Origin of the sequence: Achromobacter sp. RTa (assembly GCF_000757485.1) — a bacterium.
Taxonomy (GTDB): Bacteria; Pseudomonadota; Gammaproteobacteria; order Burkholderiales; family Burkholderiaceae_B; genus Achromobacter.
The window spans coordinates 131,174-142,974 of the sequence record NZ_JPYO01000046.1; the positions used below are offsets into that span (position 1 = coordinate 131,174).

An 11,801-nucleotide genomic window follows, 5' to 3' on the forward strand; every position below is an offset into this window, starting at 1 on the left:
CGTTTCCTTTAGTGGTTGAAGGGTCAGGACTGGCGAGCGGCGCGGCGCGCCAGGGTTTCGAGCCGACGCCCTGCGCCGGCCATCAGCACGCTGCACAGCCAGTAGATGAGCGCGGTCGTGCCCAATACCTCGAGGTAGGCGAAGGTGTTGGCCGTGAGCAGATTGCTCTGGTAGGTCATTTCGGGCAGGCTCATCACCGAGAAAATCGCCGAATCCTTGAACATCATGATGACCAGGCTGGTGGTGGGCGGGATGAGAAATCCGAACAGCTGGGGCACGACGATGTGCCGCTGCGTCTGCCAGTAGGTCATGCCCAGCGAGAGGGCAGCGCTGGTCTGACCGCGCGGCACGCTCTTGAGCGCGGCGCGCAGGACCTCGCAGAAGTAGCCGCCGGTGTAGAAGGCGGTGCAGCCGATGGCGACCGACATGGCCGAGGCCGGCACGCCCAGCTTGGGCAGGCCGAAGAACGACAGGTACACGAGGATCAGGTACGGAATATTCCGCACCAGCTCTACATATGCCAGCGCTACGGGCCGCAGCGGCGTGCGGGATTGCGCCGCATAGGCCGCGGCCGTGCCGATCAGGATGCCCAGCGGTATCCCGATCAGACTGACCAGGGCCGTGATCCGCAGGCCTTTGAGCAGGACGGGAACGGATTGCCCGACGAGTGAGAAATCAATGGGCATTGGGCAGCATCCTCGACACGCGGCGCTCGCACAGGCGCGAGGCGGCCGACAGGCAGAAAAGAATGATGAAGTACACGGCGGCCGTCACCGTGAACACCTGCAGCGGGAGGTCGCTTTGCAGGGTGGCGTTGCGGGCCACGGTGGCCAGTTCCGGCACGGCGATGATGGACATCAGCGACGAGGCCTTGAGCAGGATGGTGAGCTCGCTGGTCAGCGGCGGGATCGCGCGATAGAACACCTGCGGCAGCAGCACGTAGCGCCAGATCTGCCGGCGGCGCATGCCGAGCGCCCGCGCCGCCGCGACCTGGCCTGGCGACAGCGTGCCCAGCGCGCCGCGCAGGATCTCCACGATGTACGCGCTGGTGTTACAGGCCAGTGCGCCGATGCCGGCCGCCAGCGGCGACACGGATATCCCCAGCAGGGGCGGCACCACGTAGTAGGCGATCAGCATGTGGATGAGCGCCGGCGTGCCGCGTATGGCGCTGACCCACAGCATGACCAGCCCGCGCAGCGGCCCGTAGGGCGACAGGCGCGCCAGCAGCAGCGCGACGCCCAGCCCGATGCCGATGGTAAACGCGGCCACGGATGCCGCGAGGGTGATCGCCGTGCCCGAGACGACGCCGTGCAGGAACGGCGCGAGCGCGCCGTTCTGATTCAGCCATTCCAGCATGGAGGTTCCGCTCAGATGGCGCCGTCAGGCAGGTAATTGGCACGCGGCGTGTCCATGGGGGCGCCGAACCATTTCTTCTGCAGTTCCACCAGTTGGCTGCTTGCGCGCAACTCGTCGAAGGTGTCGTTGATGAACTGGCGGATTTCAAGGTCTTTCGGGTTGGCCACCCAGGCCAGCAGCTTGGGCTGGCCGATTTCGCCCGCGATGCGGAACGCGCCGGGTTGCTTGCGCATCTGTACGGCGGCGATGTTGGAGGGCATCAGCGCCACGTCCACCGTCTTGTTGGCCAGCGCGTTGGACACGTCGGGATAGGCCTGGAACAGCTTGGTGTCTGCGTAGCCCTTGCCGTTCTTTTCCTTCAACCGCTTTTCGAATTCTTCGGCGACCGGCTGGGAGGACGATCCCATCTGGGTGCCGATGACCTTGCCGGCGATGTCCATGTCCTGTTTGATGGATGCATCGTCCACCCGCACCATCAGCACGGAACGAACCACGCCGACGGGCTGGGTGAAGGCGAAGCGCCTGGCGCGCTCCGGCGTGATGCCCACGCTGGTCGCGACGAAGTCGAACTTGCGCGACATCAGGCCCGGCAGCAGGCCCTGGAACGGCAGGTTCATCTGTTCGAGCTGCACGCCGAGCTTGGCTGCCATCAGCTGCAGTACGTCGTGGCCGTAGCCGACCACCTTGCCGTTTTCGACGAATTCGAACGGCTCGTAGGCGGCCTCGGTGCCCACCGTCAGCTTTCCGCGCTTCTTGATGTCGGCCAGCGAGCCGCCCTCGGCGAATGACAGCGAGGGCAGGGCCAGGGTGGCTCCGGCGGCGAGCGTGGTTGCGACAAAACGCCTTCTGGACAGGTTCTGCATGATTTTTCCCTTGTAGTCGTCATGGTTGCCGCGCTGGGCCGGCGGATCTGCGCGAGAGCCGTTGGCGGGGTCTTCGCCCCTTGGCGCCAGTGCTGGGCAAACTGTATCTGCCGGGATGGGTTGTTAAAAATGATTTTTTTAGTGGTATGGTTTCAAAAACCGATACCTTTCAAAAAGAAACGATCTTGTCCCGTCCCGAGTTCACCGAACGCGACCTGCGCTCCTTGCGCATCTTCTGCACCGTGGCTCAGGCCAACGGCTTTGCCGCGGCGGAAAAGCAGCTGCACATGTCCAAGGCGTCCATCAGCCGGCACGTGCGCGAGGTCGAGGAAACGCTCGGCGTGCGGCTGTGCGACCGCGGGCCGTCCGGCTTCGAGCTGACCCAGGCGGGCAAGGTCGCGCTGGAGCTGGCGCGCGACGCGCTCAAATCGCTGGAACGCATCCGTCCGGAGATCGACGCGATCCGCGGCGTGCTGTCGGGAACCTTGTCGATCGGCATGGTCGAGCACGTTATTACCGACGCCGGCTGCCATCTTCCCGTGGCGCTGGCGGCCATGCGGGAAGAAGCCCCCGACGTCAAGGTCGAACTCACCGTCATGACGTTCAACGACCTGGACCAGGCATTGCGCGAACGGCGGGTCCAGGTCGCCATCCGCGGCATGTACCGGCGCGAAAGCGGCTTCAATTACCAGCGGCTGTTCATCGAGCGGCACCGCATCTTCGTCACCCGCGGCAGCGTGCGCCATGGCCGCGAGCTACCGCTGGTATACCGTTCCCATCCGTTCGTCCATGACGCCCTCGGCGCTTACGGTTTCACCCGCGGCCCCGAGGCCACCGGGCTGGAGGCCATCGCCATGCTGGTCTCCACAGGGCACTATGTCGGCCTGCTGCCCCAGCACTATGCGGATTCGGTGTCGCGCCGCCACGCCCTGACGCGCCTGCCGGGCGGGCCGGCCTACGAAAACACGATCTGCGCCATCACCGAGGTCTCGCGTCCCGCCTCCAGGGCGGTTGAACTGTTCCTGCGCCTGCTCGAACGGTTCCACCCGCCGCAATAGCGCGCGCAACCTCCCCGCCGCCCGAGGCCGGCGGGGAGGCTAAAATACCGGCTCGCGGCTTTTACCGGCCTCCCGGCTTTCTTCATTCCAGCGCCTTGGGCGCCCATAATTATGAAAAAACTGACTGCACTTCTTCTCGTGTCCGCAACTGCGATGCTCACGGCTTGCGGCCCCGGCGACAACGCGCCCACGGCCGGCGCGCAGGCGCCCGCCGCCGCCAAGAAAGTCGTCGTCGGCCTGGACGACAACTTCCCGCCCATGGGCTTCCGGGACGCGAACAACCAGATCGTCGGTTTCGATATCGACATGGCCAAGGAAGCCAGCAAGCGCCTGGGCCTGGAAGTCGAATTCAAGCCCATCGACTGGAGCGCCAAGGAAGCCGAGCTGAACGGCAAGCGCGTGGACGTGCTGTGGAACGGCCTGACCATCACCGAGGAGCGCAAGAAGAACATCAGCTTCACCTCCCCGTACATGGCCAACCACCAGATCATCATCGTGGGCAATGCGTCGCCCGTGAAGGCCAAGGCGGACCTGGCCGGCAAGGTCGTGGGCGCCCAGGACGGCAGCAGCGCCACGGATGCCATCGCCAAGGACCCGGTCGCCGCGCAGATCAAGGAAGTGAAGAAGTTCGGCGACAACGTCACGGCCCTGATGGACCTGGCCGCCGGCCGCCTGGACGCCATCGTCGTCGACGAAGTGGTGGGCCGCTACCTGATCAGCAAGCGCGCGGGTGAATACCGCGTGCTGGACGAGAACTTCGGCACGGAAGACTACGGCGTCGGCGTGCGCAAGGACGACACCGAACTGCTGGGCAAGCTGAACACCACGCTGGATTCGATGAAGCAGGACGGCACCGCCGGCCGCATCGCCACCCAGTGGTTCGGCGCCAACATCATCAAGTAAGCGGCAGGGCGCCCGCGGCCCGCCGGCCCGGGCGCCTCGCCCTGTTTTCGCAGCCCGCCGCAGCGCCACCGCGCGCCAGGCGGGCTTGCTCATGACTCCCTGTTGCCCTGGCGGCGCGAACCCACTGCATGGACTACGTACTCTCCCTATTGGGGCCATTGGCGCAAGGCGCGAAAGTCACCTTGACGCTGTTTTTCATCACGCTGGCGCTGGCGGTCCCCCTGGGGCTGGCGCTGGCGCTGGTGCGGATATCCAAATGGAAGCTGTTGAGCCGCCTGGTCAATGGCTACATCTGGCTCATGCGCGGCACGCCGCTGATGCTCCAGATGCTGTTCATCTATTTCGCGCTGCCCTTCGTGCCCGTGGTGGGGGTACGGCTGCCGGACTTTCCCGCGGCCGTGGTGGCCTTCGCGCTGAACTACGCCGCCTACTTCGCCGAGATCTTCCGCGCGGGCATCCTGTCGGTCGACCGGGGTCAGTACGAGGGCAGCAAGGTGCTGGGCATGACCTACCTGCAGACCTTGCGCCGCATCGTGCTGCCGCAGATGGTGCAGCGGGTGCTGCCGCCCATGAGCAACGAGACCATCACGCTGGTCAAGGATACTTCGCTCATCTATGTGCTGGCGCTCAATGACATCCTCCGCACGGCCCGCGGCATCGTGCAGCGCGATTTCACGACCACGCCGTTCCTGGTCGCCGCCGCCTTCTATCTCATCATGACGCTGGTTCTGACGTGGTTCTTCCAGCATATGGAAAAGCGCTATGCCAAATACGACCAGTAATCCGCCGTCGGGGCGCCCCGTCATGATCGAGGCGCGCGGCATCGTCAAGTCGTTCGGCCCCCACCGCGTGCTCGACCGCGTGTCGCTGACCCTGGGGCAGGGCGAGGTGGTGGCGGTGATCGGCCCGTCCGGCTCCGGCAAGAGCACCTTCCTGCGCTGCCTTAACCACCTGGAAACCATAGACGAAGGCAGCGTCGAGGTCGAAGGCGAAGTCATGGCGCGCGCGGTCGAGGGCGGCCGCAGCCAATATGCCAGCGACGCCGACGTGCGCCGCATCTGCCGCAAGATGGGCATGGTGTTCCAGTCGTTCAATCTGTTCCCGCACATGACGGTTCTGCAGAACGTCATCGAGGCCCCCATTACCGTCAAGGGCATGGCGCGCGCCGAGATCGTTCCCAAGGCCGAGGAGCTGTTGCGCAAGGTCGGGCTGCTGAACAAGCGCGACAACTATCCGGGGCGCCTGTCGGGCGGCCAGAAGCAGCGGGTGGCGATCGCCCGGGCGCTGGCGATGGAGCCCGACATCATGCTGTTCGACGAGCCCACCTCCGCGCTCGACCCGGAACTGACCGGCGAGGTGCTGCGCACCATGAAGCAGCTGGCCGACGAACGCATGACCATGCTGGTCGTCACCCATGAAATGGGGTTCGCGCGGGAGGTCGCGCACCGCGTGATCTTCATGGACGAAGGCCGGATCGTCGAGGAATCTCCCTCGGCTGAATTTTTCCGCGCGCCGCAGCATGCGCGCAGCCGGGAGTTCCTGGCACACATGCTCTGAGCCGGGCCGCCGGCCGACGCCCGTCCATGCCCGCCGCTGCCTCCGACAAGCCGCTGCTCCGCCTGCGCGGGCTGTACAGCCCGCGCCTGTCGCCCGTCAGCCTGGATCTCGCCGCCGGGGAATGCGCGGCCGTCATGGGTCCCTCGGGGGCCGGCAAATCCCTGTTGCTGCGGCAGGTCGCCGATCTGGATCCGGGCCACGGCGAGGCCGAACTCGCCGGCCGGCTGCGGTCCCGCATGCGCGGCTACGAATGGCGGCGCCAGGTCATGTACTGCCAGGCCGAGGCCGGCTGGTGGGAAGACCGCGTGGCGCCGCATTTCGCGGACCGCGCCAAGGCGGCCGCCATCATGGGCCGGTTGGGCCTGGCCGAGGACAAGCTGGATGCGCTGGTGAATGAACTGTCCACCGGCGAGCGACAGCGCCTGGGGCTGGTGCGCGCCCTGGCGCTGGCCCCGCGCGTGCTGCTGCTGGACGAGCCCACGGCGGCGCTGGACCAGGCGGCGACCGGGCGCGTCGAGGACGAATTGCGGCGCTACCTGAAGGACGGCGCCGCGATATTGATGGTCACCCATAGCGCGGACCAGGCCCAGCGCATGGCGCGCCGCTCCTGGCGCATGGAGCAGGGCAGGCTGGAGCCGCTATGGACGTGATCAAGCTGCAGGCGCTGGACCTGGCGGTCGCATCGCTGCTGGTGGTGCTGAGCGCGGGGATCTCCTTCGCGCTGAGGCTGAACATGCAGCGCCAGGTCCTTTGGGCGGCTGTCCGCACGGTGGTGCAGCTGCTGCTGGTGGGGCACATCCTGCGCATCGTGTTCGCGCACGCGGCCCCTTGGCTGACTGCGCTGGTCGTCGCGGTGATGATGGCCCTGGCCGCCAGGGAAGTGGCCTCGCGCCCCAAGGCCAGGCTGGCTGGCCGAGGCAATGGTTGGGTGGGCGCGATGGCGGTGGCGGGAACCACCGTGATTACCGTGCTGTTCATCCTGAATACGGCGCTGCGCCCCGATCCCTGGTACGACCCGCGCTACACGATTGCGCTGATCGGCATCGTGCTGGGCAGCGTGCTCAATGCCGCCAGCCTGGCGCTGGATGGCGTGCTGTCCGGGGTGCGGCGGGAGAAGCTCGCCATCGAGGCCCGGCTTGCATTGGGCGCGCCCGCGCGGCAGGCGTTCTCGTCGCTGCTGCGCGAGTCCGTGCGGCGCGGCATCGTGCCCAGCATCAACCAGATGTCGGCCGCCGGCATCATCACGCTTCCCGGCATCATGACCGGCCAGATCATCGCCGGCATGGACCCGATAGAGGCCGCCAAGTACCAGATCCTGCTGATGTTCCTGCTGTGCGGCGCAAGCGGCATGGCGGCGATCGGCGCGGCCTACGGCGCCATGCGCCGCCTTACCGACGACCGCGGCCGGCTCCGCCTGGACCGGCTGTTGCCGTAGGATGGGTGTAGCGCGAGAGTTCTTAAGCTAGAACACCGCCCTCCAACGCGCGAAACCCATGCTGTTGTGAAAGGCTGTTTTCCGGCCGATATCGAGCACTGTCTGCCCACGGCCGCATGGGTTGCGCGCGTTGGAAGGCAGCGTTCGCGTGTCGGTGATCTCGCGCTTTACCCATCCTACAAAAAACCGGCAGCCCGAAAGGCTGCCGGTTTTCTCATCGCAACGCTACCGTTCAGGCGATGGCCGCGAGCGCCTGGTTCAGCGTGGCGCTGGGGCGCATGGCCTCGCTGGCGCGGGCTTCGTCCGGCTGGTAGTAGCCGCCGATGTCGACCGGCTTGCCTTGGGCAGCCTTCAGTTCGGCCAGGATCTTGTCCTCGCCGTCGGCCAGGGCGCGGGCGGCGGCGGCGAACTGGGCGGCCAGCTCGCGGTCGTCGGTCTGCGCGGCCACTGCCTGGGCCCAGTACATGGCCAGGTAGTAGTGGCTGCCGCGGTTGTCCAGGCCGCCGACCTTGCGCTCGGGCGACTTGTTTTCGTCCAGGAACTTGGCGGTGGCCAGGTCCAGCGTCTTGGCCAGGACCTGGGCGCGGGCATTGTCATAGGCCTTGCCCAGGTGGTCCAGCGAGGCGGCCAGCGCCATGAACTCGCCCAGCGAGTCCCAGCGCAGGAAGCCTTCTTCCAGGAACTGCTGCACGTGCTTGGGGGCCGAGCCGCCCGCGCCGGTTTCAAACAGGCCGCCGCCAGCGACCAGCGGCACGATGGACAGCATCTTGGCGCTGGTGCCCAGTTCCATGATGGGGAACAGGTCGGTCAGGTAGTCGCGCAGCACGTTGCCGGTGACCGAGATCGTGTCCTGGCCGGCGCGGATGCGCTTGAGCGAGAACTTGGTGGCTTCGACCGGGCTCAGGATGCGCAGGTCCAGGCCGCTGGTGTCGTGGTCGTTCAGGTACTGCTTGACCTTGGCGATGACCTGCGCGTCGTGGGCGCGGTTTTCGTCCAGCCAGAACACGGCGGGCGTCTTGCTGGCGCGAGCGCGGGCGACGGCCAGCTTGACCCAATCCTGGATGGCCGCGTCCTTGGTCTGGCACATGCGCCACAGGTCGCCGGCCTCGACGGCCTGCTCCAGCAGCACCTTGCCCGAGGCGTCGGTCACGCGAACGGTGCCGGCGGCCGGGATGACGAAGGTCTTGTTGTGCGAACCGTATTCCTCGGCGGCCTGGGCCATCAGGCCCACGTTGGGCACGCTGCCCATGGTGACCGGATTGAAGGCGCCGTGGGCCTTGCAGTCTTCGATCACGGCCTGGTAGACGCCGGCGTAGCTGCGGTCGGGGATCACGGCCTTGGCGTCCTGCAGTTCGCCGGCGGCGTTCCACATCTTGCCCGAGTCGCGGATCATGGCGGGCATGGAGGCGTCGACGATCACGTCGCTGGGCACGTGCAGGTTGGTGATGCCGCGGTCGGAGTTGACCATGGCCAGCGCGGGCAGCGTCTTGTAGGCAGCGTCGATGTCGGCCGTGATGGCGGCCTGCTGGTCGGCCGGCAGGCTCTGGATCTTGGCGTACAGGTCGCCGATGCCGTTGTTGGGGTCGAAACCGGCCTGCTTCAGCGCGTCGGCGTGCTTGGCCAGCACGTCCTTGTAGAACACGGACACCACGTGGCCGAAGATGACGGGGTCGGAGACCTTCATCATGGTGGCTTTCAGGTGCACCGAGAACAGCACGCCCTTGGCGCGGGCGTCGTCCACCTGGGCCTGCAGGAAGGAGGTCAGCTTGGCGGCGGACATGACGGCGGCGTCGATGATCTCGCCAGCCTTGACCGGGGTCTTTTCCTTGAGGACGGTGGTGGAGCCGCCGGCGGCGACCAGTTCGATCTTCACGTCGCCGGCGTCGGCGATCAGCGCCGACTTCTCGGTGCCGTAGAAGTCGCCTTCGCTCATGTGCGCCACGTGCGACTTGGAGTCGGACGTCCAGGCGCCCATCTTGTGCGGGTGCTTGCGGGCGTAGTTCTTGACCGACTGCGGGGCGCGGCGGTCGGAGTTGCCTTCACGCAGGACCGGGTTCACGGCGCTGCCCTTGACCTTGTCGTAGCGGGCCTTGACGTCGCGCTCGGTGTCGTTGGCGGGGGCGTCCGGGTAGTCGGGCAGCTTGTAGCCCTGTTGCTGCAGTTCCTTGATGGCGGCCTTCAGCTGGGGCATGGAGGCGCTGATGTTGGGCAGCTTGATGATGTTGGCTTCCGGCTGGACGGCCAGGGCGCCGAGCTCGGCGAGGGCGTCGCCCAGCTTCTGGCTGTCTTCCAGGTAGTCCGGGAACACGGCGATGATGCGGCCGGCGAGGGAGATGTCGCGGGTCTCGACCGTGATGCCGGCGGGCTTGGCGAAGGCCTGGACGATGGGCAGCAGCGAACGGGTTGCGAGCGCCGGCGCTTCGTCGGTGAGGGTATAGATAATCTTCGGAGTAAGAGACATGATCCTTGAATCTGTTCGGCAGGCGCTAGGCGCAAACCCGAACATGCTATGCGGCGCGAAGCCGGTAGATGTTGTCGAGAGTGGGTTCGTCTGGGCAGGCGCGCTGGCCGCGATCGCCTGTCCAACATGGCCGGCGCCCGCCCTTTTTTGTCTGGTTGGCCGGGTGGGGGCCGGTGATACCGGCCGGCTCCTGGTCCGCCTCTAGGGAGGTGCGACTGCCACGAACCTTCCATTGTAATACCGTGCTACGCCCGACGCGCAGCAAAAGCGGAGGTTTCGGGCAGGACGGGGCCCAATATGCAGTCAAATTAAACGGGGACGCATTAATTCGAGGAATCAGGACAGGCGTGGCCGCCGCCGGAGCCGGCGGGCAAGGCCGTTTGACAAAGCGCGGCGCTTGGAGGATGCTACGCCCCATGCATTTCCGCGCCGTCCGCATTTCGCTGATTATTACCATCATTCCTGGAATGGTGGGTTAGCGCGCGACCGCATTGTCACAGCCACCCGCCCCACGAGGCGGGTTTTTTGTGGCCGCCTCTGCCGGGCAAGCACACCGAAGCAGAGAGCCAGATGCACCCAACCCCGCAAGCCCCGCACTCCACGCAAGCCCAACCGCAGGCCGCCGCCTTCCAGGACGGCAAGGCCTCGCCGATGGAATACCTGAGGCATATCCTGACCGCGCGGATCTACGACATCGCCCGCGAAACCGAGCTGGATCCCGCCCGCGGCCTGTCGGCCAGGCTGGGCAACCCGGTGTTCTTCAAGCGCGAAGACAACCAGCCGGTGTTTTCATTCAAGGTGCGGGGCGCCTACAACAAGATGCGCAATACGCCGCAGGCGGCGCTGGACCGGGGCGTGATCACGGCATCGGCCGGCAACCATGCCCAGGGCGTCGCCATTTCGGCCGCCAAGATGGGCGTGCGCGCCATCATCGTGGTGCCGCAGACCACGCCGCAGGTCAAAGTGGACGCCGTGAAGGCGCATGGCGGTCCTACCGTCACGGTGGTGCAGGCGGGCGATTCGTATAGCGACGCCTACGCCCACGCGCAGAAGCTGGCGCGGGCGCAGGACCTGACCTTCATACCCGCCTTCGACGATCCCTACGTGATCGCCGGGCAGGGCACGGTGGGCATGGAGATCCTGCGCCAGCACGCCGGTCCCCTGCATGCCGTGTTCGTGCCGATCGGCGGCGGCGGGCTGGCGGCGGGGATCGCCACGTACATCAAGGCGGTGGACCCGGGCGTCAAGGTCATCGGCGTGCAGACGGAGGATTCCTGCGCGATGTCCCTGTCCATGCAGGTGGGAGAGCGCGTCAATCTGCCCGAAGTGGGCCTGTTCTCGGACGGCACGGCCGTCAAACTGGTGGGCGAAGAGACCTTCCGCCTGTGCCGGGAGTATCTGGACGAGATCATTCTGGTGGATACGGACGCGGTCTGCGCGGCGATCAAGGACGTGTTCCTGGATACCCGCAGCGTGCTGGAACCGGCAGGCGCGCTGGCAGTGGCCGGACTGAAGAAGTACGTCCAACGCGATGGCGTGCAAGGCGTGCCCATGGTGGCGGTGACCTCGGGCGCGAACATGAACTTCGATCGCCTGCGCTTCGTGGCGGACCGCGCCGAGGTCGGCGAGGCCCGCGAGGCGGTCTTCGCCGTGACGGTGCCGGAGGAGCGCGGCAGTTTCCGCCGCTTCTGCGGCGTGATCGGCCAGCGTAGCGTGACGGAGTTCAACTACCGCATCGCCGATGCGCGGACCGCCCACATCTTCGTCAGCGTGCAGATCGCCCGGCGCGGCGACGCGGCGGAGATCATGGCCGCCTTGCAGGAGCAGGGGTTCTCGGTCGGGGACCTGACCAACAATGAGCTGTCGAAACAGCATATCCGTTACATGGTCGGCGGCCGTTCGCCGCTGGCGGGCGGCGAGCGCCTGTTCCGTTTCGAGTTCCCGGAGCGGCCGGGCGCGCTGATGAAATTCCTGGCCGCGATGGCCCCCAACTGGAACATCAGCCTGTTCCACTACCGCAACCAGGGCGCGGACTTCAGTTCGGCGCTGGTCGGCATCCAGGCGCCGGTGGCCGACAGCGCGGCGCTGGACGCGTTCCTGCGCGAGCTGGGCTACGCGCACTTCGAGGAAACCGGCAACGACGCCTACCGCCAGTTCCTGGCCTGAGC

At 66.5% G+C, this 11,801-nt stretch carries 11 protein-coding genes; 7 read left to right on the top strand and 4 right to left on the bottom strand.

Annotation, left to right across the window (positions count from 1 at the left end; all coding sequences use genetic code 11):
- Positions 1–23: 23 nt before the first annotated feature.
- From JL37_RS27750 to JL37_RS27760, 3 genes are read right to left on the bottom strand one after another with little or no spacing between them, the layout of a single operon-like run.
- Positions 24–686, bottom strand: a complete 663-nt coding sequence (locus tag JL37_RS27750; protein WP_043548436.1) for an amino acid ABC transporter permease — start codon at positions 684–686, stop codon at positions 24–26.
- Positions 676–1,356 carry an amino acid ABC transporter permease gene (locus tag JL37_RS27755; RefSeq protein WP_043548439.1) on the bottom strand — a complete coding sequence of 227 codons (681 nt, stop codon included), beginning with the start codon at positions 1,354–1,356 and terminating at the stop codon, positions 676–678. Before JL37_RS27755 ends, JL37_RS27750 begins: the two co-directional genes overlap by 11 nt.
- Before the next feature lie 11 nt (positions 1,357–1,367).
- Complete coding sequence (locus tag JL37_RS27760) at positions 1,368–2,219, bottom strand: transporter substrate-binding domain-containing protein (RefSeq protein WP_043548440.1); 852 nt, start codon at positions 2,217–2,219, stop codon at positions 1,368–1,370.
- 146 nt (positions 2,220–2,365) lie between these two features.
- On the opposite strand from JL37_RS27760, the gene JL37_RS27765 reads away from it, so the two are divergent.
- The 6 genes from JL37_RS27765 to fetB all read left to right on the top strand — a co-directional run bounded on the left by JL37_RS27765 (position 2,366) and on the right by fetB (position 7,172).
- On the top strand, positions 2,366–3,277 hold the full coding sequence (locus JL37_RS27765) for a LysR family transcriptional regulator (protein WP_052097640.1): 912 nt from the start codon (positions 2,366–2,368) through the stop codon (positions 3,275–3,277).
- Between the two features lie 111 nt (positions 3,278–3,388).
- Positions 3,389–4,180, top strand: coding sequence for an amino acid ABC transporter substrate-binding protein (locus JL37_RS27770; RefSeq protein ID WP_043548443.1), 792 nt, complete (start codon positions 3,389–3,391; stop codon positions 4,178–4,180).
- Positions 4,181–4,308: 128 nt separating this feature from the next.
- The gene (locus JL37_RS27775; RefSeq protein WP_043548444.1) at positions 4,309–4,962 is read left to right on the top strand and encodes an amino acid ABC transporter permease; all 654 of its coding nucleotides are present in this window, start codon (positions 4,309–4,311) and stop codon (positions 4,960–4,962) included.
- Between the two features lie 22 nt (positions 4,963–4,984).
- Positions 4,985–5,737: an amino acid ABC transporter ATP-binding protein gene (locus JL37_RS27780; protein ID WP_043548445.1), complete on the top strand. Its 753-nt coding sequence runs from the start codon at positions 4,985–4,987 to the stop codon at positions 5,735–5,737.
- A gap of 26 nt (positions 5,738–5,763) precedes the next feature.
- Positions 5,764–6,387: an ATP-binding cassette domain-containing protein gene (locus JL37_RS27785; RefSeq protein ID WP_043548448.1), complete on the top strand. Its 624-nt coding sequence runs from the start codon at positions 5,764–5,766 to the stop codon at positions 6,385–6,387.
- The gene (gene fetB / locus JL37_RS27790; RefSeq protein WP_043548449.1) at positions 6,378–7,172 is read left to right on the top strand and encodes an iron export ABC transporter permease subunit FetB; all 795 of its coding nucleotides are present in this window, start codon (positions 6,378–6,380) and stop codon (positions 7,170–7,172) included. The genes JL37_RS27785 and fetB overlap by 10 nt, the downstream gene beginning before the upstream one ends.
- Positions 7,173–7,404: 232 nt before the next feature.
- On the opposite strand, the gene JL37_RS27795 is transcribed toward fetB, so the two are convergent.
- Positions 7,405–9,633: an NADP-dependent isocitrate dehydrogenase gene (locus tag JL37_RS27795; RefSeq protein WP_043548450.1), complete on the bottom strand. Its 2,229-nt coding sequence runs from the start codon at positions 9,631–9,633 to the stop codon at positions 7,405–7,407.
- 570 nt (positions 9,634–10,203) lie between these two features.
- Between JL37_RS27795 and ilvA the strand changes: the two genes are divergently transcribed.
- Positions 10,204–11,799, top strand: a complete 1,596-nt coding sequence (ilvA, locus tag JL37_RS27800; RefSeq protein WP_081955235.1) for a threonine ammonia-lyase, biosynthetic — start codon at positions 10,204–10,206, stop codon at positions 11,797–11,799.
- Positions 11,800–11,801: the final 2 nt, after the last annotated feature.